At 37.4% G+C, this 24497-nt stretch carries 20 protein-coding genes; 13 read left to right on the forward strand and 7 right to left on the reverse strand.

Annotation, left to right across the window (positions count from 1 at the left end):
* Positions 1 to 206 precede the first annotated feature (206 nt).
* Positions 207 to 1304, reverse strand: a complete 1098-nt coding sequence (locus IQ31_RS11460; RefSeq protein WP_145328054.1) for a tetratricopeptide repeat protein — start codon at positions 1302 to 1304, stop codon at positions 207 to 209.
* A gap of 319 nt (positions 1305 to 1623) precedes the next feature.
* On the opposite strand from IQ31_RS11460, the gene IQ31_RS11465 reads away from it, so the two are divergent.
* Entirely contained in the window at positions 1624 to 2904 is a 1281-nt protein-coding gene (locus IQ31_RS11465; RefSeq protein ID WP_145328055.1) for a replication-associated recombination protein A, read from the forward strand.
* Between the two features lie 189 nt (positions 2905 to 3093).
* The gene (locus IQ31_RS11470; protein ID WP_145328056.1) at positions 3094 to 4602 is read left to right on the forward strand and encodes a S41 family peptidase; all 1509 of its coding nucleotides are present in this window, start codon (positions 3094 to 3096) and stop codon (positions 4600 to 4602) included.
* 248 nt (positions 4603 to 4850) lie between these two features.
* Here IQ31_RS11470 and IQ31_RS11475 read toward each other — a convergent pair whose 3' ends face one another.
* From IQ31_RS11475 to IQ31_RS11495, 5 genes are all read right to left on the reverse strand, one after another.
* Entirely contained in the window at positions 4851 to 5765 is a 915-nt protein-coding gene (locus tag IQ31_RS11475; RefSeq protein ID WP_145328057.1) for a hypothetical protein, read from the reverse strand.
* A 177-nt stretch (positions 5766 to 5942) separates the two neighbouring features.
* Complete coding sequence (locus IQ31_RS11480) at positions 5943 to 7571, reverse strand: ABC transporter ATP-binding protein (protein ID WP_145328058.1); 1629 nt, start codon at positions 7569 to 7571, stop codon at positions 5943 to 5945.
* Between the two features lies 1 nt (position 7572).
* Positions 7573 to 7842: a PqqD family protein gene (locus IQ31_RS11485; protein WP_145328059.1), complete on the reverse strand. Its 270-nt coding sequence runs from the start codon at positions 7840 to 7842 to the stop codon at positions 7573 to 7575.
* 182 nt (positions 7843 to 8024) lie between these two features.
* Positions 8025 to 8483, reverse strand: a complete 459-nt coding sequence (locus IQ31_RS11490) for a S24 family peptidase (protein ID WP_145328060.1) — start codon at positions 8481 to 8483, stop codon at positions 8025 to 8027.
* Positions 8484 to 8486: 3 nt separating this feature from the next.
* Positions 8487 to 9398 carry a DUF5106 domain-containing protein gene (locus IQ31_RS11495; RefSeq protein WP_145328061.1) on the reverse strand — a complete coding sequence of 304 codons (912 nt, stop codon included), beginning with the start codon at positions 9396 to 9398 and terminating at the stop codon, positions 8487 to 8489.
* Between the two features lie 466 nt (positions 9399 to 9864).
* Between IQ31_RS11495 and gmd the strand changes: the two genes are divergently transcribed.
* The 10 genes from gmd to IQ31_RS11545 all read left to right on the forward strand — a co-directional run bounded on the left by gmd (position 9865) and on the right by IQ31_RS11545 (position 21811).
* Entirely contained in the window at positions 9865 to 10977 is a 1113-nt protein-coding gene (gene gmd / locus IQ31_RS11500) for a GDP-mannose 4,6-dehydratase (RefSeq protein ID WP_145328062.1), read from the forward strand.
* A complete protein-coding gene (locus IQ31_RS11505) occupies positions 10970 to 11896 on the forward strand; it encodes a GDP-L-fucose synthase family protein (protein WP_145328063.1) in 927 nt (308 codons plus the stop codon). Before gmd ends, IQ31_RS11505 begins: the two co-directional genes overlap by 8 nt.
* 86 nt (positions 11897 to 11982) lie before the next feature.
* Complete coding sequence (locus tag IQ31_RS11510) at positions 11983 to 14505, forward strand: SLBB domain-containing protein (protein WP_145328064.1); 2523 nt, start codon at positions 11983 to 11985, stop codon at positions 14503 to 14505.
* A 4-nt stretch (positions 14506 to 14509) separates the two neighbouring features.
* Entirely contained in the window at positions 14510 to 15529 is a 1020-nt protein-coding gene (locus tag IQ31_RS11515) for a lipopolysaccharide biosynthesis protein (protein WP_145328065.1), read from the forward strand.
* Positions 15519 to 16841 carry an oligosaccharide flippase family protein gene (locus IQ31_RS11520; protein WP_145328066.1) on the forward strand — a complete coding sequence of 441 codons (1323 nt, stop codon included), beginning with the start codon at positions 15519 to 15521 and terminating at the stop codon, positions 16839 to 16841. Before IQ31_RS11515 ends, IQ31_RS11520 begins: the two co-directional genes overlap by 11 nt.
* Positions 16801 to 17754, forward strand: a complete 954-nt coding sequence (locus IQ31_RS11525) for a hypothetical protein (protein ID WP_145328067.1) — start codon at positions 16801 to 16803, stop codon at positions 17752 to 17754. Before IQ31_RS11520 ends, IQ31_RS11525 begins: the two co-directional genes overlap by 41 nt.
* Positions 17755 to 17909: 155 nt before the next feature.
* Positions 17910 to 18866: a hypothetical protein gene (locus IQ31_RS11530; protein ID WP_145328068.1), complete on the forward strand. Its 957-nt coding sequence runs from the start codon at positions 17910 to 17912 to the stop codon at positions 18864 to 18866.
* Positions 18847 to 19992: a glycosyltransferase family 4 protein gene (locus IQ31_RS11535; protein WP_145328069.1), complete on the forward strand. Its 1146-nt coding sequence runs from the start codon at positions 18847 to 18849 to the stop codon at positions 19990 to 19992. Before IQ31_RS11530 ends, IQ31_RS11535 begins: the two co-directional genes overlap by 20 nt.
* A complete protein-coding gene (locus IQ31_RS11540) occupies positions 19989 to 21065 on the forward strand; it encodes a glycosyltransferase family 4 protein (protein WP_145328070.1) in 1077 nt (358 codons plus the stop codon). The genes IQ31_RS11535 and IQ31_RS11540 overlap by 4 nt, the downstream gene beginning before the upstream one ends.
* Positions 21062 to 21811, forward strand: coding sequence for a glycosyltransferase family 2 protein (locus tag IQ31_RS11545; protein WP_145328071.1), 750 nt, complete (start codon positions 21062 to 21064; stop codon positions 21809 to 21811). The genes IQ31_RS11540 and IQ31_RS11545 overlap by 4 nt, the downstream gene beginning before the upstream one ends.
* A gap of 85 nt (positions 21812 to 21896) precedes the next feature.
* Here IQ31_RS11545 and IQ31_RS11550 read toward each other — a convergent pair whose 3' ends face one another.
* Positions 21897 to 22829, reverse strand: coding sequence for a UDP-glucuronic acid decarboxylase family protein (locus IQ31_RS11550; protein ID WP_145328072.1), 933 nt, complete (start codon positions 22827 to 22829; stop codon positions 21897 to 21899).
* 489 nt (positions 22830 to 23318) lie between these two features.
* On the opposite strand from IQ31_RS11550, the gene IQ31_RS11555 reads away from it, so the two are divergent.
* Positions 23319 to 24440, forward strand: a complete 1122-nt coding sequence (locus IQ31_RS11555) for an MraY family glycosyltransferase (RefSeq protein WP_145328073.1) — start codon at positions 23319 to 23321, stop codon at positions 24438 to 24440.
* Positions 24441 to 24497 lie beyond the last annotated feature (57 nt).

Genomic DNA, 24497 nt, shown 5'->3' on the forward strand with positions numbered 1-24497 from the left:
TTTCGACGGTTTTAATAATCATTTTTATTTAAAAAATATTCAGCTCTTATTGATAAGCGTGCTAAATTTAGTGAAATTCGTAGCACATTATCGCAGAATCTAAAAATTTATTTGATTTATCCTTCAATATTTACAAAAAGCTTAAAATCTCTTTGTAGACGGCTCTTTCAACAGACCATTAGAAGGGGTAGATTGTTTTAAATGTTTCAATTGTACAATTCATTTTTTAACTGCGTATAGGCTTTGTAGGTCTGATCAGCAGATGGATAATCTTTTAGCACAAGATATACTTCACCCAGTTTATCTAATATTGCCAGTGAGAGCTGTTTGTTATTTTCATCTGAAGCCAATTCAGCGGCCTGCACAAATTCTTTGATCGCCACCTTATAATTACCATCTTTTTGCTTGGATGAGGCCAGCAAATATTCGATTTCAGCGAGCTCGCTATATAGTTTTTTTGCATTGGCCAAGTCGCGAGCCTGTAGCAGAAACCACTGAGCCTCGGTAAATTTATCTTGCTTAAAATAAATTTCAGCAAGCATTTCCCATGCAAAAATCTTCCCCTCATAGGCTTTGGCCTTATTGAGTAAAGGGATCGCACTGCGGATAATATTGTTTTCGGCAGTTTTATAATTTCCCTGACCGGCTCGTGCCATAGCAATTAGAAGCCAGGCGTTGGCTTGGTCTGCATAGCTTTTGCTCTTCATGGCATAGGTATGATAATTTAGTGCGCTCTCTTCAGCACGTACAAAGTCTCCACGATACAGCTGGAAATTGCTGATGTTCATATTAATGGTAGCAATATCATCCCTGTTATCGGTACGATTTGCCAAGGAAAGCGCCTGATATAGAAATTTTGAGGCGTTGCTGCTATCGTTATTTTTAATTGAAAATAAGGCTGCTTCATTGGCAAGCGCATAGCCCGCAATCCAGTTTTCAGCTTTTGTTTGTGTCTCTATAGCACTATCCCAGCTATTTGCCGCAGTAGGCATGGGGTTCATCAAATATTGAAAATGGCCCACGTTATTGGTGCTCCGCAGTTGCAATAACAGTCGCTGGAGCAGAAGCTGCCTGGCAATTTCTTTGCTGAAAGACTTCTTGTCGGCATAATTCTCTGCTAGTATTTCATTGGCCGTTTTTGGAGGTGGTAAAAAGTAGACCTCTGGACCGATACCTTTAAAAGAAGCATCGTATTGTTTTATTGCGCCCGTATAATCTTTGGCGGTATGCTGTGCGATTACCTGACATGGTATATTCGTGAATGCAGTCAAAGCGGTAACTATAGCAATCCAGTATTTTGTCATTCTCATAAAATATTACGATATTATTAACGTCTACATAAATTTAGCTAAAGGACAATTTGAGCAATCTACTCCTTCATTCGATAAACCTGTACGGTCGGTTATGCGCTGCCAAAAGCAATTTACATATATCATAGCGCAAATATGACGAAAAATTGTGTGAAAAAATGTTAAAGTAATATCGAACGGCGAATGATGACCCTCAAAACTATGCGTGTGAAAGCTTGATGCTTATCGCTTTGCAGAAGTCTTCATCGAAAAGTTTGGATGAATAAAGCTAAAATATTTAGTTGCTATGCCGTTTAATTTTTAACTTTGTGTTATGGCGACACGAATTCCATTAGCAGAACGACTTAGACCGCGGCAATTGAGTGATTATGTGGGACAACAACATATTGTGGGCCCAGATGCGGTACTCTATCATGCGATCCAGCAAAAAAATATTCCATCCATGATTTTGTGGGGACCTCCCGGGGTTGGGAAAACAAGTTTGGCCTTGCTGATCGCAAGAGCGCTCGACCGGCCTTTCTTTTCATTAAGTGCAATTCAGGCAGGGGTGAAAGATATTCGTGAAGTTATCGAAAAAGCCGAACGGCTGATGAACTTCAACCAAGATCAACCCATTTTATTTATTGATGAGATTCACCGTTTTTCCAAGTCGCAGCAGGATTCACTTTTAGGGGCTGTTGAACGCGGGCTTGTGACACTGATTGGTGCAACAACAGAAAACCCATCGTTCGAGGTCATCTCGGCATTGCTCTCGCGTTGCCAAGTGTATGTATTGGAACATCTTTCGGAAGAAGATCTTATTGGATTAATTCAAAAAGCATTACATGAAGATGAATATTTACAGAAACAAGCGATTGTTGTCGAAGAATATGAGGCCTTGTTGCGGTTGTCTGGTGGCGATGCACGTAAATTGTTGAATGTTCTCGAATTGGTTGTGAATGCTGCAGTATTGCACAAAGAGCCAATTACTAATGCTTTTGTATTGAAGCAGGTACAGCAAAATATGGCCATTTATGATAAAGCGGGTGAGCAGCATTACGATATAATTTCGGCCTTTATTAAATCAATCCGCGGGTCTGATCCGAATGCCGCGGTCTATTGGCTTGCACGGATGATCTCAGGCGGGGAGGATCCATCCTTTATTGCACGGAGGTTGTTGATTTTAGCTTCTGAAGATATTGGCAATGCCAATCCGAATGCCTTGTTGTTGGCGAACAATTGCTTTCAGGCTGTCAATGTTATTGGGTGGCCCGAATCACGTATCATTCTTTCGCAAACGGTTATCTATTTGGCGACTTCAGTTAAAAGCAACGCTTCCTATGAAGCAATCAATAAAGCGCAGGCCTTGGTGAAACAAACTGGTGATCTGTCTGTACCGCTGAATATCCGTAATGCGCCGACCAAATTGATGAAGGACTTAAACTATGGGGCCGAATACAAATATGCACATGCCTATCCGGGAAACTTTGTCGTTCAGGAATTTCTGCCCAAAGAAATTAGTGGCGTCAAATTGTATGAGCCTGGGCAAAATTCACAGGAGGAAAAATTGAGACAGAGTTTACGGGACAAATGGAAAGAGAAATATAAGTATTAAATCAATATGTCATAAAAAACGGGCTTGGCGGGTATTTTTTGATTTTGTTAAAACTATCTTATGCCTTTGCTTGTTCTCCTAACGTTTTTCAATAGGTAGTAAACACGTTGGCACTCCCCATGGTCAGCGTGTTTTTTTTATTGTGGATCGGAGTAAATTAATTATGTTTGTTTTACAAATGTTTCAACTATGAACGTAGCGCCATTAAAACAAACAGGACGTTTGGCTATCCTAGCACTGACTGGACTTTTAGTTTTCTCTTGTAAAAAGGATAGCCCTGAACCTGAGCCTGAGCCTGAACCCGAACCAGTGGAGCGTACCGAAGCGCAGCTGATCAAAGATGATATCTATAAGTATTATAAGTTATATTCACTTTGGGACAAATCCATTCCTGATTATACCAGTGATCCTTCTCAATTCACCGATAAATATGGCTCAGCAGATTTGGTGCTCGACGCATTGAAGAAAATGACCCCAGCACATGCTTCTTATTCAGGAGGTGTATTGGACCGGTTTTCCTATATGTTGGGGCTAGATGGTTATAATACCGGAACAACAGCTTCTGGCAGGCTTAAAATGGATACGAACGACGGGTATGGCATCTATGTGCAATTGGGAACTGAAGATGGGAAGACAGCACAGCCTATCATCTATTTTGTCGAGGGCGGATCGCCTGCCCAAAAAGCGGGTTTCAGACGGTCTGATTTTATTACAGCTGTCAACGGCGATTCCGACTACTCCATTGCTGTTACCTGTACAGCAACTGGCTGCAGCATTGATGATGCCAGTGCTCGGGACAAGATGATGAACAAACTGAATGCAGCCTTGGACGCGGGTACACTTAAACTGCAGGTTAAACATCAGGACGGGACAACGATGAGCGAAGATCTTACTTACGCCAATGGTTATACGATCAATCCAATTTATAAAGATGAGGTCTACACCTACAATGGCAGTAGTGTTGGTTATTTGGCCCTGTCTTCGTTTGAAGAGATTGGCAGCAGTGCGACCAACAAAAAGAATATGGACGATGCCTTTACGAAGTTTCAAACTGCCGGTATTAAGAGCCTGATTGTTGATCTGCGTTACAATGGAGGAGGTTACGTCGAATCCTCCGTGTATGTTGCCGATAAAATCGCTGGAACCATCGGTGCGGATAAGCGATTGATGTTGACCTATGATGTAAACGATTACATCAAAAATGATGCACAGCTCAGCAAGGAATTTGCAAATACCTATTTCAGCGGGAGCAGTAGTCTCAATCTGACTAAGGTTTACTTTCTTGTGAGCGAGGGTACTGCCTCAGCGGCAGAGATGTTGATCAATGTGCTCAAACCACATCTGACCGTCGAGGTGATCGCTTCGGGTAGCCGAACCTACGGTAAGCCTGTCGGATTTTTTGAAGAAGTGATTCGTAATAAAGTCTCCTTTTGGCCAGTATCCTTTATGCTCCGCAATTCAAAAGGTGTATCTGAGTATTGGGACGGACTTAGTCCCGATAAAAGTAATGTTGATGATTATGTTTTTGTCGACTTTGGCGATAAGAAGGAGACGATGCTGGCTACGGCATTGAATGATGCTTTGCCCGGTATCACAACTAAGGCTGCATTAAGTACTGTGAGCAGCAAAAGCCGCAGAAGCATTAGCCAAGGGCTGATCAATCCCCGTCCCGAGCGCGGCATGTTCAAGAAACGTTAATCAAAAAAAGCTATAAAAAAATCCCCCAAAGGTCTCGTCGACAAATGGGGGATTTTTTATTTCATTTCTTCGCACGTTCTTCGTATTGTGTTCGGACCGCGTTCGGGGCTGATGAATACGTATAGAAATTTTGTGCAGGTACTGAACAGATAATTCCTGTTCGGGATCTGGTCAAGGTCTGTTGCCTATTGGGTCAAAGTCTGTCCGCATCCGAAGCAGGTACGAACAAAGTACGAATCTGATCCCTTTTATTCGTTCGAAAAAAGATAAGAATGGCACAGTTCTGCCGCAGCAGCATCCGGTAAGCATTTTAAGTAACCAACAGGAACCTGAGCGATAATCTTTTCCAAAATGGTATTCATGTTGGAAAATAATTCCTTGTTCCACCGGATAGAAGTACAGCTGGGTAATACCGCGATAAAGCCTTTAAGCCCCGTTTGCCACTCAAACTCATTCATTGGAGCCTGTTGCAGACGAACAAATCCTTGTAAGGGCAGTTGTTCATTTTTATAACAAGGCGTCTTGCCGCTCCATGGTGTTCCATAAATTAATACACCTTCATCAGTTATTCGAATGGCTGGATTATCGTCGTTGAGTAAAACGGTGTTTGGAATATGTTTTAACCACAATCGGCTATGCGTACTTTTTCCTGTACCACTCTTGCCAAGAAATGCCACACCTTTGCCTTCGTGGTTGACAACTGACGCGTGGATCATGATTGTATTGTGTAAAAGACTTGCTTGTCCGAAGATCATCATGGCCATCCAGGTAATAACACCGCCCTGTTCATCCGCTGAGCTTGTTGGGACATAAAGCGTTGAATGTTCAAAGTTGCGGTCACTTTGGAGGTACCAAAGTCCGTTTCCCTGTTCGTTGCTGATTGTTGTGATGAACGTATCCTCTTTTTCATAAAAGCGAAATCGATCTCCCCATGCAATAGATTCGTCAGTCCGAAGTGTGCCCAAATCCTCAGGTATTGGTGCTTTTGCCAGACTGACCGTGATGCTGATATCTGTTTTGTCGCTGGAGTCTAGCCATTGGAAATCCCGAAACGAAGGAAGGAGCTGTGCTAGCGGATAATTTACGGGATGATTAAACTCCAGTATTGATTCCGCGATGCGGTAGCGAGTCTGGGATAATTCGGATGATGTCGTCAAATTCATGTTTCAATAATTATTTCGTGGGCGCGCTATGCCCATGTTGTCTCTTAAAAATTTGTTCGAAAATCAGGCCTAAGTAGTTGCCGGTCATTTCTTTTTATCTCATAGCTGTTGTCAGCTACTTCTTTTCATTTGTCTATTGTGCAGTTATGTGTCTTATCGATCCGCTATGTTGAATTTTTATTCGAGATAAATACGTTGCTGGCATTGTTCGGCCAGGTGCAGGTCATGAGTTACAAACAAGCATATTTTGTGCTTTCCATGTTCCAATAGTCGATGAATTAACGTATCCGATGTCGTCTTATCCAATGCGGAAGTAACCTCATCGAAGAGCCATATGTCACCATCGTGCATGAGTGCGCGGGCAATCGCAACGCGTTGTGCCTGCCCTTCCGATAGGCCGATGCCAGATTCACCGACGACGGTATCGATGCCGTCGGGTAGGTCAAATACAAATTCCGCACAAGCCAGCCAAAGTGCTTTTTGCATGTCCATTGCGCCTTCGTCTTTGACATGAAGGAGTAAATTCTCACGAATGGTACCGCTGAATAGCGAATTTCCCTGCGGAATATAAGCGAGGTTGATCCGATGGCTGGCCGTTAACTCCCTTTCACCATCCTTATCTAACAGCGTAATCTGTCCTTTTTCAGCTTTTAGCAGTGCAAGCAGCAAACGGATCAATGTTGTCTTTCCTTTTCCACTCGGTCCGATGATAGCGGTGGGCTCACCCGCCTTTAAGGAAAGGTTTAAATTTCGTAACACCCATTTATCTTCATAGCGAAACGAGAGATCATTGATACGAAGTTCCGCTGTTTCATGGAGACGTTGCTGTGTCACTTGCGGCTCGATTTCTCCAGCTTGTAGTTCCAATAGACGGTCTGCGGATACCCGGAAACGCACAAAGCCGGGTATATAAGCAATCAGTGCGAGGATAGGCGATTGTATCCGTGCAACGAGTTGTAGGAAAGCGGTCATTGTTCCGAATGAAATCTGTCCCGCCTGTAATCGATAGATCCCCCAGATAAAAGCGATTAAATAACCCGCATTCATGGCTACTTTCATGGCTCCCTGAGTGTATGTGGAGAAGTTGAGCTGGCGTATTTTCAAGAATAATAATTGATGCTGGCTCGCTAGGAGTTTCTCTCTTCTTTTTGGGAAGATGCCCATGGCCCGAATGAGGAGTCGAAAACGAAGATTTTCCTGCAGCACCTTTGAAAAGTTGCTTTCCTCTTCCTTGACTTCCTTGCTAAGCTTACGCATCTTGCGGAAATACAATTTTGAAAATACAAAAAGAGGGGATATGGCCAGTATCATCAGCGCCAGCATCGGGTCCATGTACCAAAGAAAACCGACTGAGGCCAATAGCTGGATCGTGGTTAATATAAAAGACAAGAATGTATTGGCGATGGTATTGGCGACTTCTTCACAGTCCGTCTGGATGCGGATCTGGATATCGCCGGTATGCCAGTTTTTGACTAATTGCCATATGGAGAGCATTTGCGCGTCGAGCATCGTTCGTTGGAGCTGGAGCGTAAGCTTCAATTTGATCTGCTCCATCATGCGACCCGAATAGCCCTTGATTCCGACATTTAAGGCAATACTTCCCACGATGCCAATCAGTAGCCATTTCAGTGGTAAGCCCCCATGAGATGTGGCCGTGTCGACAGCTTTTTTGGATAAAAACACAAAAGCGAGGGAAAGGCCAATGCAGATCATTTCCAGTATGAAATAGAGGAACAGTTTGCTTCGGTATCCCTGGGTGATTGACCAAGCCCAACGCAGGTGTTGCTTCAAGCTATTGTTGTTCATTTCATTTTTCCAACAAACCCTGTTTTTGGAAGTCCTGAAGGAGGATTTCAGCATCAGATTTTGCCTGATCAATATCTACGTCGTAGTTTTCGCAAAGTAAGTCGACAATGGTGTCACTTGTGAATCCTTTTCCTTTGAGTTGCTCCCATAGCCATGCTGCAGAGCTATTTAAGGTGTATACTGTTGATAGATCAATCCTATCTTGGCTAGGATCCACAATCAAATGATCTGAACCGATTGTTCTCAAAACTAAATCTGATCTTAATTTCATATAATATAATGTGTTTTTTTTATTGACATTAGGAGTACCAAGGTAATACAGTGTTCAAACCGTCAAGATAGATGCTCCTTATGTAATTGTTATGCATAAAGTAAAGCATATTCTTTCAAATATATAAACGAATTTGTATGCTCTTTTTGTTCTTTTAAGTCAAAGTTAATGATTTTTTTGTCTCAGCGTTTCAATTTTGCGACAATGCGGCGAATCAGACGGAGATGGTACCAGCCTAAACCCCGTAATCTTGCCCAGTTGCGGTTGATGTCGACGGCCTCTCCTCCGGTTTGCGGATAGTGCATATAAGCAATAGCGATGATGGCTGTTGCTCCTATATATTCGCGGAGCACAAGATTGCCATCTCCCGCCAATACATATTGATTATTTTTCTTGCCTACAAAACGATGAAAGACAAATTTATCCTTGTCTTTGGCGAGTACATTGCAGCCTAAGGCCAAGCGTTCACCTTGATAAGCCTTTAGAAGCACAGTGTCTCCATCCTTGATAAATGGAAGCATACTGTTTCCTTTGATTCTGATGCGGACTTCCTTGCCGTCATTAAGAATGCGTTGTACCTCGGCAAAATAGTCTTCATTTGAAATAACCCGTGCTTTGCTGTCGTTTTTGTTTTCAGGCATCAGTTAAGGATTGGTTTTAACAAAATAGGCAATGACTTGCTGCAAATAAGTGTCTTTTAATACTACCTTTTTGTTTTCATCCAGGAGATAAATCGTTGGCGAAGCTTTTAGATCGTATAAGTTGAAAGACAATATTTTGCTCTCAGCATCAAAACCATTGATCCATTGGTCAGAAAGCTGTGACTGGTAGTTTTTCCATTTCGTACGATCACCCCATGGGTCGATTGCGAGTACCTGCACCTGAAGTTGGGCAAAGAGCTGTACCAACTGAGGTGTATCGCGAAGCTGATGGATGGTTTCTTTGCAATGTGAACACTCCGGATCGTAAAAAATCAAGAGGCTGTATTTTGATTTTGTATCCGATAACTTTTGTTTTTTGCCATTCGCTAGTTCATACGTAAAGTCTTCGGCAGTTTTTCCCTCTTTATTGCGGAGTACCAATTTATACGTTGGTCTGTAGGCTTCTTTTTCAAGGCCTGAAAGCAAATCTGTTTTGATCAGATAACGTAATACCGATTCGTACACGATGTCATTCCGCATGGGCGAATTGCCGTCGTATAGATAATGTTCATATTGTTTGATGAAATAATCAAAGCTTGTTCGATTGACTTTTGCCTTGTCCAACATGAGGTCAACTGCTTTATCCCTTGTCGCCGAATCTGGCGTCTGTGCCAAGAGCTGAATAAAATCAGCAAGCTGTTGTTCCCCTTTTTCTGGATTTTTTACCTGGGTGGTATCTTGCATGTCAAACTTGTCCCAAAAATGAAATAATGTGCTGTCAGCAGTGCTTAAAGATTTTTTGCCTTGTTGTGCAGTGTCGCTTTTTTGTTTTCCTTTCGTATTGTCCTTACAGGAGCAACAGAAAAGTATTATCACGCTTAAGAATACTAAAAGTGCAATCGTAGCATTTTTCATAGAATTAATATTCCAAAAAAAATAAGGTCAAAAAATAATACAAATTCGAATGCAATATAGTAAATGTTTTTTTACTATTATTTTTCCATTTTTAATTTTTCATGCAAAAAGTGTCATCTGTAAGTAGTGGCTAGTTTCTTTAAAAGTCGATAAATAATTTTCGTATGAAGATTGAATTATTGTATGTGTTTTAACTTGTTTTTTTTAGTGGTATTTATTTGTTTTTCTTTTTTGTTGTGTTAAAAGAAAATTCTGCCTAGTTTTGCGCTTAAATTTCTCTACTTTAAATGTCTAATTAAAAAGATGCCCTATTAATTTGGTTGCTAGCTTCCGTTTAGTGTTTTGGTTAGAATTAACAAAAAAAGCTTTTTAAAGAAATATGTATGTTTTCAGAAAGAGAAAGATATAGATTACCTCTAATATAAAAAGTATTGAAAGTAATTTTATGGAATAGCATTTATAATTTATGAAGAGAGCACTAATTACAGGAATAACAGGTCAAGATGGAGCCTATTTAGCCGATTTTTTATTAAACAAAGGTTATGAAGTTCATGGATTAAAGCGACGTAGTTCATCATTCAATACAGACAGGATAGATCACCTTTATCAAGATCCTCACGAAGATGAAGTGATGTTCAAATTACATTACGGAGATTTAAGTGATTCGACGAACCTCATACGAATAATACAGGAAGTTCAACCTGATGAGATTTACAATTTGGGGGCGATGAGCCACGTAAAAGTGAGTTTTGATACACCTGAATATACTGCCAATGCAGATGGCATCGGCACCTTACGTCTATTGGAAGCTTTAAGGATTTTAGGACTGAAGGAAAAGACTCGAATTTATCAGGCATCTACATCTGAATTATACGGTTTAGTACAAGCCGTTCCTCAAAGTGAGACTACTCCATTTTATCCTCGTTCGCCTTATGCTGTGGCTAAACTCTATGCGTATTGGATTACGGTGAATTATAGAGAAGCTTATGGTATTTTCGCTTGCAATGGAATTCTTTTTAACCATGAAAGCCCATTGAGAGGCGAAACTTTTGTTACGAGGAAAATTACCCGTGCTGTTGCAAAGATAGCATTGGGGCTGCAAAACAAAGTGTATCTGGGAAATCTGGATGCTAAAAGAGACTGGGGGCATGCTAAGGATTATGTGGAGGCTATGTGGCTTATTCTTCAACAGGAATATCCTGAGGATTTTGTGATAGCAACCGGCATAACGACTACTGTAAGGGATTTTGTAAAGATGGCTTTTGCTGAAGTCGGGATAAAAGTGGAATTTAGGGGAGAAGGAATTCAAGAGGAAGGATACGTTGTCTCCTGTGAGCAGGAAGAATATAGTGTGCCTTGCGGACAGGTCGTTGTGGCTATCGACGCTAATTACTTTAGACCAACGGAAGTAGATCTATTAATTGGAGATCCTTCTAAATCCAAGAAAAAATTAGGTTGGGAACCTAAATATAATTTGCAAGGACTTATTAAGGAGATGGTTGAAGCTGATTTAACGTTATTTCAAAAGGAAATTTTGTTGAAAAGCGCAGGATTCACTATTAAAAATCAACATGAATAAAACAAGTAAAATTTATGTTGCTGGACATCGTGGCATGGTTGGTTCTGCAATTGTTCGTGAGCTTAAGAGCAAAGGTTTTAATAATTTTCTTTTAAGAAGTTCTGCTGAATTAGATCTGAGAGATAGTTCTAAAGTTGCCGAATTTTTTGAAACAGAAGGTCCTGATTATGTTTTTTTGGCTGCGGCCAAGGTGGGGGGAATTGTTGCAAATAACAATCAACGTGCAGATTTTATATATGATAATATAATGATACAGAGTAATGTTATACAAGAGTCATATAGATCGGGCGTCAAAAAATTAATGTTTTTAGGGTCATCTTGTATATATCCTAAATTGGCCCCCCAACCTCTTAAAGAAGAATATTTGATGACAGGTCTTCTAGAGCCGACAAATGAGCCCTATGCAATTGCAAAAATAGCAGGAATAAAAATGTGTGATGCATATAGAGCACAATATGGTTGTAATTTCATCTCTGTGATGCCAACGAATTTATACGGGCCACATGATAATTATGATTTAAATAATTCGCATGTATTACCAGCTATGTTGAGAAAGTTTATTCATGCGAAGAAAAATAAATTGCCTGAAGTTGTTATTTGGGGTACTGGTACGCCTTTGCGAGAATTTCTCCATGCTGACGATTTGGCAAATGCATGTGTATATCTTATGGAAACCTATGACGAAGCCGGTGTTATAAATATAGGTGTAGGAAAAGATATCTCCATTTTAGATCTAGCCCATCTAGTTAAAGAAGTGGTTGGTTATGACGGTGAAATTGTCTTAGATCGTTCAAAACCAGATGGTACTCCTAGAAAATTAATGGATGTCTCAAAACTAAATGCGCTTGGGTGGTGCGCAAATATTTCTTTGGCTGATGGCTTGCGGAGCGTGTATAATGAGGTCAAAGACAAATTTTAATTCATATAATTAGGTTCTCCGGTACAATAGGATTCCTGTTTAATTAAATAGTTTTCGCTATTTTTGTTAGAAATATCAAATAAATAATGAAGAAAATCTTTATGCTGATCTGGATAGTAGGCCTTATTGGCAACTTGCAAGCACAGATCAATCCTACTAATATTAAGATTGATGAACTAACTGATTCTCAAATAGAACAATATGTTAAGAGAGCTGAGCTGATGGGATATTCAGAAAATCAGTTAGATGGGTTTGCTCGAGCTCAAGGCGTGTCAGCAGTTGAAGTCCAAAAGCTTAAAGATCGCCTTCAAAAGATCAAAAAAGATAAACAGAAGTCTTCGGGATCAAATAATCAAAAGAATAACAACTTTTCGAATTCAAGAAATGTGAAAGGGGGGTATCAAGCGGATTCCTTAGACAAAAAGAAGGATCTGCGAGACTCTTTATCTATCGATGAAAAAGAACTTAAGATTTTCGGTTCGGATCTCTTTAAAAATAATACAATCACCTTCGAACCAGATCTTCGAATGGCAACGCCGAGTAATTATATAATTGGGCCGGATGATGAAATACTATTGGACATAAGTGGTGACAATGAAGCATCGTATAAGCTTCCAGTAAGTCCAGATGGGACGATCAAAGTTGAATATGTAGGACCAATTACTGTATCTGGGTTATCGATTGCCGCTGCGAAGAGTAAAATTGAACAACGCTTGAGTGGAACTTATACGGCAATTCATTCAGGAAGAACGCAGGTTAGTGTTACCATAGGCAATATTCGCACCATACGTGTTACTTTAACGGGTGCTGTCACAAAACCGGGAACTTATAGTCTACCATCTCTAGCAACCGTATTCAATGCGCTTTATGCATCTGGAGGGCCCAATAAAAATGGTACTTACCGTCAAATCCAAGTAATCAGGGGAAATCGTATTGTCAGTACCATTGATATTTATGATTTCCTGGCCAATGGTATACAGCAAGGCAATATACGTCTTCAGGATCAAGATATTATTCATATTCCTGTATATGGAGCACGTGTGCAATTTGAGGGGGAAGTAAAGCGACCAGCAATCTTTGAAACCGTAACAGGGGAATCGCTCACCGATATATTACGTTACGCGGGTGATTTTACTGAGAATGCCTATAATGCTAAGATCAAAGTTTTACAAACAACAGGCCGTGAACGTAGCGTGCAAGATATCTATGCCGATCAATTTGCAAACTATGTGCCAAAAGGTGGCGATCGATATATAGTTGAGCCTATCTTGGAACGGTTTTCGAATCGAGTGAGTGTTTTGGGGGCAGTATTTAGACCAGGAATCTTCGGCCTAGAACCAGGCATGACACTGAAGCAAGTTTTAGAAATGGCTGATGGTGTGCGTGAAGATGCTTTTTTGGAACGTGGTTTGATCAATCGGCTGAAAGCTGATAATACCTCCGAATTGATCAATTTCAATGTTCGTGAGATATTAAGCAGTAGGGCACCTGATATTGTTTTAAAGAGAGAAGACAAAATTGAGATTGCTTCGATCTTTGATTTAAGAGAGGAATATAAGTTTACGGTTCAGGGAGAGGTTCGTTTTCCAGGTGATTTTCCTTTTGCAAGCAATGCTACATTAGGTGATATTATTCAGAAAGCGGGTGGAATTACAGAGGCGGCGAAAAATGCTCGTGTTGAGATTGCTAGAAGATTAAAAAATCTTGATGCCGCGGATCATCGCTCATCAACAACTATTTTAATAGACGTTAGAGATGGTGTTTTGACTGATCCAGCTATCATATTAGAACCTTATGATGTTATTTCCATTTTAGGGGATGCTGGTTTTCGGACTCAACGTCAAGTGAAAGTTGAAGGTGAAGTACTTTACCCAGGCTTTTATACCATTACTAGGGAAGATGAACGTATTTCGGATATTGTCAAACGAGCTGGAGGTTTGACACCCTATGCGTATACGGAAGGAGCATCGTTAAAACGCACTGGAATGTCTAAGCTGAAGGCGGAGGAGAAGAAAGAGAAAGAGCGTCTGAAAAGAGAACTGGAGAAGGATAGCCTAGAGGATGATGGCCGTAATAAGCAAAAAAATCAGCAAGATCAGGAATTTGAGGATGAAAATGGGGACAATTCCAAAGCAAAAAATAAAGCGCTCGCGAAGGTTTCGCAGCAGGGAGTGTCGGCCGCCGATGTTGAGCCCAGCGATCTTGTAGGGATTGAGCTAAACAAAATACTCGAAAAACCTTATCAGCGCGGAGATTTATTGGTTTTGGATGGCGATATTATTACAGTACCAAAGGAATTAGAAACAGTTAAAGTCGTTGGTGAAGTATTGAATCCTAATAATGTGGTCTATATAAAAGGCAAAAACCTAAAATATTATATAAATCAGGCTGGCGGATTTACTGATAATGCGTTAAAAAAACGTGTATTTGTACAATATGCCAATGGAGCCGTCAAAGGAAAAGATAGTGGTTATCCAGACATTAAACCGGGAGCAGAAATCATAGTGCCTAAAAGAGCCCCAAGAGAAAAACTAAGCTCCCAAGCATGGATTGGAATAGGGACAGGTATCGCATCTACTTTAGCAATTATCATAAGTTTATTTAAGTAATCGCATGACGAAAGAAGTAACGTTCAAGGAATTTTTAAAAAGAACGATAATTTGGAGTAGGTATTTAATGAGGCATTGGTATCTATTATTGGGATTGGGTATTTTGGGGTCAGCTTGTGGTTTTTTTTATGCTCAATCCAAACAAATCACTTATTTGGCAACAACCACCTTTGTTTTAGAATCATCAGAAAATAGCGGCATGGGACTTTCGCAATACGCGGGAATAGCCTCTATGGTCGGAGTTGATTTAGGCGGTTCAGGAGGAGGAATTTTTCAAGGAGATAATATTATTGAATTATATAAATCTCGTAAAATGATCGAAGCAGCTTTAATGCTACCTTCTACTTCTGATACTTCTAAATTATTGATGGATAGGTTTATAGATAGTGAGAAGGACTTGGGGAAATGGAGTTCAGAAAAAAAATCAGCTGCAGGAGAGAGGGCTAAAGATTCTATTGTACTGGAGGCCGTATCCAGAATCAATCGAAAATATTTAAGTGTTGTAAAGCCAGACAAGAAGCTTTCTATCATAAAAGTAGACGTTAAGTTTAATGATGAAATTTTTGCAAAAGAGTTTAACGAAGGTTTAGTAAAAGAAGTTAACGATTTTTATATTAAGACGAAAACAAAAAAATCCCTTAATAATATTGCAATTTTACAACACAAGACCGATTCTGTCAGGGCAGTGATGAATGGGAATATAGCAACAACGGCAATAATCATTGATGCTACACCAAACTTAAATCCTACACGGCAGGCACAAAGGCTAGTACCTTCCCAAAAATCTCAATTCTCTGCTGAAACTAATAAGGCTATTTTAGAACATCTTATACAAAATTTAGAATTGGCAAAAATGAATTTGTTAAAAGAAGCCCCATTGATTCAGGTTGTCGATATTCCAATTTATCCATTGCAAATTTTCAAAGTTTCTAAGATAATGTGTATAGCATTCAGTTTCATATTCTTCGTTTTTTTTGGCATGCTGTATCTTATTATAAAGAGGACATTAGCAGATGTTAAGTAAATATTTAAACACTATTGCCTTTGCATTTATTGACAATGTTTCAAAGGTATTATCAGTTTTGGTTGTTAATGCAATTATAGCGAGAATCCTTGATGTGTCTGCTTTTGGTCAATATAGTTATTATGTATTCTTATCATCCTTTTTTATAAGTATTTCAAAGTTTGGACTGGAAAATGTCATTCTGTTAGAATCTGCTAGATTAAAAAAGGATAAATTCCTGAATATATTAAACAGCAGTTTTGCATTGAGGGCAATTTTTGCCTTAGTTCTTTCTGTTATCGCTATTCTTCTTTATAATAGTTTAGCGATCCCTTTAAAATATATAGCCATAATTTCAATACCGCTTTTTTTGGGGATTTTTGATTTTTCGGAATTATATTTTTTAGCCAATCAAAAAAACAAAATCATCACAATAGGAAAATTTTTGCTTTCGATTTTATCACTTTTATTGAGGATTGCAGTATTCTTTTTAGAACCTCAATATAGCTTTGAGATTCTGGTATTCCTATATATATTGGATTTCTTGTGCATAATGATTTTGCATTGTTATATGTTAAAAAAGGAAGGGCTTTTAATTCGGTTGAGTTATGTCAATAGAACTACACTTATAATGCTATCCCGTCGGGGAGCATTACTGCTAGGAGCAGGCATGTCTATTTTTATCATTATGCGTATAAATACTTTTTTTTTAGAAAAATATTGTACTTTTTATGATTTGGGAATTTATTCCCCTGCGATAAAAATATGTGAGTTGTCCAATGCTTTTATTATTCTTATTATCAATGTTTTGACTCCGTTGATTGTTAACGATAGTTTGCAAGAAATTCATAAAAAAGGAATTTATTCATTTTTATTTTGGACCAGCTTTTTATGTATTCTACCGATATTTATATTTTCCGAGTTTTTTCTGAAAATTCTTTTTGGGGAAAAATATGTGGCTGGCGTAAATATTCTGAGAATTACAGTGTTATCTATTCCTTTTGTTGCGCTAGGTATGCTTCAGGGGCGATTTTTTATAAACCAAATGAAAGATAGGCTTAATTTTTTTAGGATGATTATTAGTGCGATTTTTAGTTTGGTCGTTTCATTTATCTTAATTAAAGCATATGGGATTATCGGAGCAGCATATGCATATTTAATTAGCCAACTATTTACGAGTTTTATCGTAGATCTCTTTTTTAGAGAAACAATTAAAGATTTTAAAACAAAATTACTCTCAATAGTTGGATTAATAAGTATGATTGATCTAATGAAGTTAATTATAAAGCATTATGGGAAAAGAAGAAATGAAGATCTTGTTAATCGGGTATAATAGATTGGATCAAATTAAAGTCGTTTTGGATGCGATAAAAGACCTACCAAACACAGACAAATTTGTTTTTATAGATGGCGCTCGAAATGAGAACGATAGTCTGGTTCAGGAAAAGATGGTCGATTATTTTTTGTCTTGCGGAATAGCTGAAAACCAAATTGTGCGTCCAGAAAGAAATTTGGGCATCAATCATTCAATTCCACACGCTATAAAGGCGGTATTTAATAATACTGTTGCAGAAAATATCTTGATTTTGGAAGATGATTGTGTTCCGTCTTTAGAAAGTATCAATTTAATTAAAGACCCTTTACTCCAACAATGCTTAGATAAAGGAATAATTAGCTTAACAAATTATTTTGATTTTATTTCAAATACAAAAAATGCGAGCTACATCATTAATATTAAAATTCCTACAATATGGGGGTGGGTCGTTACGAAAAAGGTATGGGACAGAATAGATATTTTTTCAACCTATAAAACTTTGCCCAATATTGGTGAAATATTAAGAGGAACAAATATAATTTTGAATTTATTTTTTCTAATTAAATTATTGATTACACGAAGGTATCATACTAAGTTAGATAAAAATTGGGGTACATGGGATAATTATTTGGGGCTCTCATGTCGAAAAAATAAGATTGATTGCTTTGTTCTACCAATAAATGGTGTATCTAATATAGGTTATGTAGGAACAAATACAAATGATAGCCTCTCTAGCCGCAATTTTGATAGAAAGAGAAGTTTATTAAAGTCTTGTCATAAAAACTTGGTGGTTTCTTCAGGTATGAGAAGTGCTGCTTATTCTACTTTATTATCTATCGTTCAGTTTTTATCACCGACAATAAAGCTCTCGATTTTCTATATTATAACCATTTTTAATTTTAAGAAAGTAGAGGATAAAAATTATTTGTAATGAATGTAGTCTTTAAAGCCATCCTAATCAATGTTTTTTTTCTCTTGTGCTTTACTTTGATATATAAAAAGTATGACATAGCACCATTAGTAATATATTACATGTTGGGGATAGTTTGTGTTTGTACTTCATGGATTTTACCTTTTCGGATTAAAATGAAAACATTTCCAGCGATAAAGAAAATGCAAATCAAGCCTTATATCGCTATTCTCATTTTTTTTGTGTTTTCTATATTTATTGCTAAAGTGAGAGGGATAAATATTTTTGACCTTCTTTCTGTATTTACTGATCGAGAAAGTTTTGTAGATACACAAGAGGGAATGGGAATAGTTTTTATTGCGTATTTTGAGATATTTTTTGGGTTTTGGTTAGCGAACTTTTTTTTGGAAAAGATTTCGATTTTTCATCTATTTTTAATTGTTTTAATATTTACACTTTTATCATTTAGTAGGGCCTATTTCTTTTATCTTCTTGTTGCTTATGTTGTAAGAATGCAATTTAATCTAAAGAATACCACTATTGTAGTTCTATTTTTTCTATTTTCATGTTCATTATTGTTGCTTAGATTCAATACAACTGATATTAATGTTTTGCTAGATAATCCCGTTGTAGTTGAGTTATTTACAAAATACCCATTTGTTGGTATTGCGAGGTTGGGTGTTGAGGAGAATCTACCGATTTCTTATTACAATTATTTTACAGGCTTAATAATGCCATATGATTTCTTATCATTTGGTACAGTAGAAAATATTCTCCATATGGAAAAGGGCTATTTTTCATATTCACGGCATGTAGGTGAGGCGTTGGGTGAATTTAAAGAATTACCAATTCTTTCTTCCGGAGAATTGAGTTCATTTAATGCTTTTGGAACATTGTTTTTTCCTTTCAAATTTTTTTCAAATCTTTCCCTTATTTATCTATTTTTGGTTTCTTTTATGAACGCCGTCGTTTTTCGCTTAGCTCGCGTTAAAATGGAACAGGCCTATAGGGTTTTGGCTTTTTTATTAGTCGCAGGTATTTTAATCTCCCTCTTTAGCACGCTATTATTAATAGGAATTTTGTTGGGATATTGTTTTTCTTTAAAGATACAAAATGATAGTAAATCTGTTTAAGAGGATCTTCTTGTTTCTATTCGTAAAGGATTATATAAAAAAAGCGGCTTCCGACAAATGGGTGTTTATATCCTATCTTTCGGAGCCATTTTATAAAAAATTAGATGAAACTTATTTGAATAGGCATCAGAATAGAAGAGAATCTATTATTATTGCGGACTGTTTTCATCAGTTAGGCTTTAACGTACACGTCAGTAGATTTGATAAACCGCTGATTTTCCGGAGAAGGAAGTATGATGTTGTGTTCGGTTTAGAACCGAATTTTGAAAAAATTTCCCAAGCAAATCATGATGCGATTAAAATCTACTATGCAACTGGAGCGTATTGGGAGTTTCAAAATAAGCAAATAGTAACTAGGACAGCGCAAGCTTCCCAAAGATTTAATTATCCATTCATCAGACATAGAATGGTTGCTCCGCATCAATCGGCGATAATTGCCGATCACATTATACAAATTGGGACACCCAATACTATAAAGTCTTATCCCAAGGAGATCAGGCATAAAATACATATTATAAGACAGTCTATAACAATTGCCAACGATCTATATCAAATAAAAACAGAAGGAAGCACAAATAAAAAAAACTTTCTTTGGTTCGGAAGTGGAGGAAGTATCTTGAAAGGTTTGGATTTACTGTTGATTATCTTTGAAAAATATGAAGAATTTACACTTCATATCGTAGGAAAAATGGATGATGATTTCCATTCAATGTATAGCGGACGAAAAGAGAACGGTAATATAAAATATCACGGTTATATGGAAATAACTGATCCATGTTTGATGAGTATTGTGAATGAATGTGCTTTTGTGATATTTCCTTCGGCGTCCGAAGGTATGCCAGGTAGTTTGTTAAATATGATGTATTTAGGATTAATTCCAATCACTACGTCAATATGTGCAAGTCCTGAGATGTATAAATTAGGAGCTATTGTAGATTTAGATCTAGACAGTATTGAAGGGGGGATGTTGAGATTGAACCAGCTTTCTGATGCTGAACTTATAGATCTTTCTATTCAAAATCGAAAGTATGTACTTGAAAATTTTAGTCTAGAAATTTTTCGATCAGATTTTTGTAACGCATTATCTACTATTTTCGTTAATCAGAAATTTAAGGACAGAAAATGAATGTTATTTATGATAATATAGTCTATAATCTCCAAAGAATAGGAGGTATCTCCATTTATTGGTATGAACTTACTCGAAGGTTGCTGGAGGAGAAAGGGGTTGATTTAAAATTTATAGAGACAGAAATGGGGAGTAACAATATTTGTCGTGATCAATTGGACCTGTCAAAAAATGCTGTTACTATTCTTAAACGTATTCATCTGCAATCGGAGAGGTTCCGTTCCGTTCCTCTAGATATTGTGCTTAGCGATTTTTTAGATCATACAATATTTCATTCCAGTTATTTTAGATTTCCTTCCCGAAAAGATCGAAAACACGTTAAGACTATTACGACAGTTCATGATTTTACGCATGATTATTTTTTTGGCGGCCCCCGTGTTTACCTTCATAATCGGTTAAAAAATAAAGCGATTGAATATAGCGATGCTATAATTTGTGTATCAGAGCATACAAAAAAGGATTTATTAAAATTTCATCCTTCGATAGAACCAACGAAGGTTCATGTAATCTATAATGGTGTTTCCGATGATTTTAGCATTTTACCAAGTGCTCACCATTCTCCAACAGATCGGTATCTATTGTTTGTAGGTTCTAGGGCCAAATATAAAAACTTTGATTATGCTTTAAAATTAGTGAAAGAATGCACAGATCTATCTTTATATATTGTAGGATCTCCGTTTACTAAAAAGGAAGCCGAAATACTTAATAAACATTTAAAACCAAATCGCTATAAACTTTTCGTGAATGTGTCTAATTCGGTACTTAACGAATTGTATAATAATGCTTTTGCATTTATTTACCCATCTTCCTATGAGGGGTTTGGTATACCTCTTTTGGAAGCAATGAGAGCGGGTTGTGTTCCAATATCGCTAAATAGTTCTTCTATACCAGAAGTAATGGGGAGAGCTGGTATCCTCTTGAATACGCTGGACATCGACGAGGGGCTAGTGGCTCTGAAAACGGTAGAACAAAATAAACAAGATTTACAAAAAAAGGGATTGGAGAGAGCTTCCCATTTTTCGTGGGATACGACTTTCAATAATACCTTAACTTTATACAATAATATGAAATGAAAATAACGATCATTACAGCTGTTTATAATAATCGTGATACTATCCAAGCGATGTTTGATTCTATTAGAGAACAAACTTATTTAGATATTGAGCATATAGTGATAGATGGAAATTCAAGCGATGGTACAAAGGATATTATAGCTGAAAATAAGTCTCATATTGCAAAGTATGTCAGTGAGAAAGATGCTGGATTGTATGATGCTTTAAACAAGGGGATCAATTTAGCATCTGGTGATGTTGTAGGAATTTTAAATGCAGATGATCTGTTGTCTGATAAATACACTATTGAGCGCGTTGCAAGCTCATTCAATCAGAATGATGAATTAGATGCAATTTACGGTGATGTGATTTTTTTTAATAAGGATGGAAAAGTTGTCAGGAAATATTCTTCGAAGTATTTTTACCCATGGATGTTTAGATTTGGTATGCAGCCCGCCCACCCTTCTTTTTATGTGAAAAGACATGTTTTCTCAAAATTAGGCCTGTATAATCCCAATTATAAAATTGCTGGCGATTTTGAACTGATGCTTCGTTATTTGAAGAATGCCAACATTAAATATAACTATATTCCTTTTTCATTTGTCAAGATGAGAATTGGAGGGTTGAGCACGTCTGGTGTGAAAAGTACAGTTTTGCTAAATAAAGAGATTCTCAGCGCATGCCAAAACAATGGGCTTTATACGAATCAGTTTTTATTATATTTAAAATATACGGTAAAATGGTGGGGTTTTGTATTTAAGAGATAGCTAATAGTTGGAATTATACAATTGTGGGTTTGCCCCGTTAAAATTATTCCGGGGCTTATTTTCACAACGTTAAATAGTCCGATTTTTATAGATTTTTAAAGTATTCGATTGTTTTCTTTAGTCCCTCCTGAAGCTGAATTTGTGGCTCCCAATCTAATGCTAATTTTGCTGCTTCGATATTTGGTTGACGTTGTTTAGGGTCATCCGATGGTAGGGGGAGCAAAATAATTTTTGATTTAGAATTCGTTAATTTGATGATTTCTTGAGCTAATTCTCTAATAGTAAATTCGTTTGGGTTTCCAATATTGATTGGGCCGATTATATCTTTTGGGCTTGCCATCATTTTTATCATTCCATCTACCAGATCGTCTACATATTGAAAACTGCGTGTTTGCGATCCATCACCATATAAGGTGATATCTTGATTTTTTAGTGCCTGAATTATAAAATTTGATACCACTCGCCCATCATTAGGATGCATATTAGGACCATAAGTGTTGAATATTCTGATTATTTTTATTTGAACATTATTCATCCGGTGATAATCCATAAATAAAGTCTCGGCACATCTTTTTCCTTCGTCATAACATGATCGTATACCTATAGGGTTGACATTTCCCCAGTAGGACTCAGTCTGTGGGTGAATCTCTGGGTCTCCATATATTTCACTCGTCGATGCTTGAAGAATTTTAACATTTAATCGTTTTGCTAATCCAAGCATATTTATTGCCCCCATAACAGATGTTTTAATAGTTTTTATGGCATTAAACTGATAGTGAATAGGTGAGGCAGGGCAGGCCAAATTATATATTTCATCTACTTCTATAAAATACGGATTTGTGACATCATGTCTAACGGCTTCAAAATAAGGATTGGCTAATAGAGGTGCTATATTTTGTTTTGATCCAGTAAAATAATTATCAAGTGATATTACTTCATTACCTTCTTCTAATAGTCTCTTGCAAAGATGAGAGCCTATAAATCCTGCTCCACCGGTGATTAATATTCTTTTTTTCATGTAACTGTAAAATTAAAAGGACAAGCACGAAGATATATATTTCAATTTTATAAGGCAAATTTGGAATAATTATTGCTTACTCAAAATGGCCAGGCATGAATTTATGGTTTGATTGAGAAGTAAATAAAGTTCTGATTAAAGCTTCTTGTCTATCCGTAGTTGTGAATTATTGTCATATGAAATATTGTTAATATTTCATTTTAATTGTCATGCGGTTGACGAATGAAAATTTTTCTTTGGATCTGATGTTAGACGAATTAAGCTGGCAAAGTAAATTTATTCTCTCTTCTTTATTCAAAAGAAGTATTACTGTTTAAATGGATACTAACGCGGAAAAAAGAAGGATTATTGAATCAGATATTTTATTTGGTAAATATTTATAGAAAAAATACACATAAGTGTAGCGTTTAAAACACAGATCACGTTTGTTAAATAAGAATTAATATTATTATATTTGCAAAGCTTTATTCGACTCACTAATTATATTTTATGGTTTATATTTTTACGTTTATATCTCTTTTTCTTCTGGAATTTCTCTATTTGAAAGTCGCTGATAAGTTTAATATCATAGATAAACCCAATGAACGCTCTTCACACACGAAGGTTACCATTCGTGGAGGGGGGATCATCTTTTTTGCCGCATCGGTTATTTATTTTATTTCATCCGATTTTCAATATCCCTGGTTCTTTTTGGGCCTTACTTTGTTAACCTATATTTCATTTTTAGACGATATCAGAGGTGTACATCCAAATTGGCGGTTAGCTGTACATTTTGCGTCCGTTTTGCTTATGGTGTACGAGTTTGGTGTCTTTAACTATCCTTGGTATTATTTGGTATTGGCTTTTGTCTTTACGATAGGTGTAATCAATGCCTACAATTTTATGGATGGGATAAACGGTATGACTGCTTTTTGCACGTTGGTGATGGGCAGTCTTTTAGCCTATGTCAATACCAAGATCAATTTTATCGAGCAGGACTTCCTTATCTATACGTTATTGGGAGTTGTGGTCTTTGGGTTCTTCAACTTTCGAAAAAAAGCGATGTGTTTTGCCGGGGATGTGGGGCCTGCTGTGTTATCTTTTATGTTATTATTTGCCTTGGGCAAATTAATTATGAAAACCGGAGATTTTACCTATATCCTTTTTTTAGCTGTTTATGGTATAGAAATAGGTTGGTCGGTAGCGCGCCGCGTTTATCAAGGTTACCATATTTTCGAACCACACCGCACGTTTTTGTTACATATGCTAAGTAACGAAGTGGGACATAGTAGCTTAAAGGTTTCTGTTGGATACGGCTTAGTTCAATTGGCTCTTGGTGCGGCTGTTATTTATATTGTACAGTTTGGGGCACCGGTACAGTGGGCTTTTGCCATCACGGTACTGTCTGCGTTAAGTGCATTTTATCTTACCTGGAAGCAACATATTTTCAATAATTATTATATCAAAGGGGAGGAGCGTTATGCCATTCGTCACCGTCGATTAAAGCAGCTTAAAGCGCATAGAAGGAGGAAAAAAGCTTTTGCACCCCAGATTAATTTGGCATCAGAAGCAAAAGTTATTGAAATGCCGCAAAAAGAGGTTTCAGGCACCTTAATGCAACGTGGCGTCTGATTTAGCACGCGGAGTTTGGGTAGAATTAAAAAAGTGTTAATTTTACCTCAACTTTAG

The organism is Sphingobacterium siyangense (assembly GCF_007830445.1).
In the GTDB taxonomy this organism is placed as follows: Bacteria; Bacteroidota; Bacteroidia; order Sphingobacteriales; family Sphingobacteriaceae; genus Sphingobacterium; species Sphingobacterium siyangense.

What these genes read in the sequence shown, in the direction of transcription:
- IQ31_RS11460 (WP_145328054.1), bottom strand. Translation starts at nt 1,304, where the DNA reads ATGACAAAATACTGGATTGCTATAGTTACCGCTTTGACTGCATTCACG.
- IQ31_RS11465 (WP_145328055.1), top strand. Translation starts at nt 1,624, where the DNA reads ATGGCGACACGAATTCCATTAGCAGAACGACTTAGACCGCGGCAATTG.
- IQ31_RS11470 (WP_145328056.1), top strand. Translation starts at nt 3,094, where the DNA reads ATGAACGTAGCGCCATTAAAACAAACAGGACGTTTGGCTATCCTAGCA.
- IQ31_RS11475 (WP_145328057.1), bottom strand. Translation starts at nt 5,765, where the DNA reads ATGAATTTGACGACATCATCCGAATTATCCCAGACTCGCTACCGCATC.
- IQ31_RS11480 (WP_145328058.1), bottom strand. Translation starts at nt 7,571, where the DNA reads ATGAACAACAATAGCTTGAAGCAACACCTGCGTTGGGCTTGGTCAATC.
- IQ31_RS11485 (WP_145328059.1), bottom strand. Translation starts at nt 7,842, where the DNA reads ATGAAATTAAGATCAGATTTAGTTTTGAGAACAATCGGTTCAGATCAT.
- IQ31_RS11490 (WP_145328060.1), bottom strand. Translation starts at nt 8,483, where the DNA reads ATGCCTGAAAACAAAAACGACAGCAAAGCACGGGTTATTTCAAATGAA.
- IQ31_RS11495 (WP_145328061.1), bottom strand. Translation starts at nt 9,398, where the DNA reads ATGAAAAATGCTACGATTGCACTTTTAGTATTCTTAAGCGTGATAATA.
- gmd (WP_145328062.1), top strand. Translation starts at nt 9,865, where the DNA reads ATGAAGAGAGCACTAATTACAGGAATAACAGGTCAAGATGGAGCCTAT.
- IQ31_RS11505 (WP_145328063.1), top strand. Translation starts at nt 10,970, where the DNA reads ATGAATAAAACAAGTAAAATTTATGTTGCTGGACATCGTGGCATGGTT.
- IQ31_RS11510 (WP_145328064.1), top strand. Translation starts at nt 11,983, where the DNA reads ATGAAGAAAATCTTTATGCTGATCTGGATAGTAGGCCTTATTGGCAAC.
- IQ31_RS11515 (WP_145328065.1), top strand. Translation starts at nt 14,510, where the DNA reads ATGACGAAAGAAGTAACGTTCAAGGAATTTTTAAAAAGAACGATAATT.
- IQ31_RS11520 (WP_145328066.1), top strand. Translation starts at nt 15,519, where the DNA reads ATGTTAAGTAAATATTTAAACACTATTGCCTTTGCATTTATTGACAAT.
- IQ31_RS11525 (WP_145328067.1), top strand. Translation starts at nt 16,801, where the DNA reads ATGGGAAAAGAAGAAATGAAGATCTTGTTAATCGGGTATAATAGATTG.
- IQ31_RS11530 (WP_145328068.1), top strand. Translation starts at nt 17,910, where the DNA reads ATGAAAACATTTCCAGCGATAAAGAAAATGCAAATCAAGCCTTATATC.
- IQ31_RS11535 (WP_145328069.1), top strand. Translation starts at nt 18,847, where the DNA reads ATGATAGTAAATCTGTTTAAGAGGATCTTCTTGTTTCTATTCGTAAAG.
- IQ31_RS11540 (WP_145328070.1), top strand. Translation starts at nt 19,989, where the DNA reads ATGAATGTTATTTATGATAATATAGTCTATAATCTCCAAAGAATAGGA.
- IQ31_RS11545 (WP_145328071.1), top strand. Translation starts at nt 21,062, where the DNA reads ATGAAAATAACGATCATTACAGCTGTTTATAATAATCGTGATACTATC.
- IQ31_RS11550 (WP_145328072.1), bottom strand. Translation starts at nt 22,829, where the DNA reads ATGAAAAAAAGAATATTAATCACCGGTGGAGCAGGATTTATAGGCTCT.
- IQ31_RS11555 (WP_145328073.1), top strand. Translation starts at nt 23,319, where the DNA reads ATGGTTTATATTTTTACGTTTATATCTCTTTTTCTTCTGGAATTTCTC.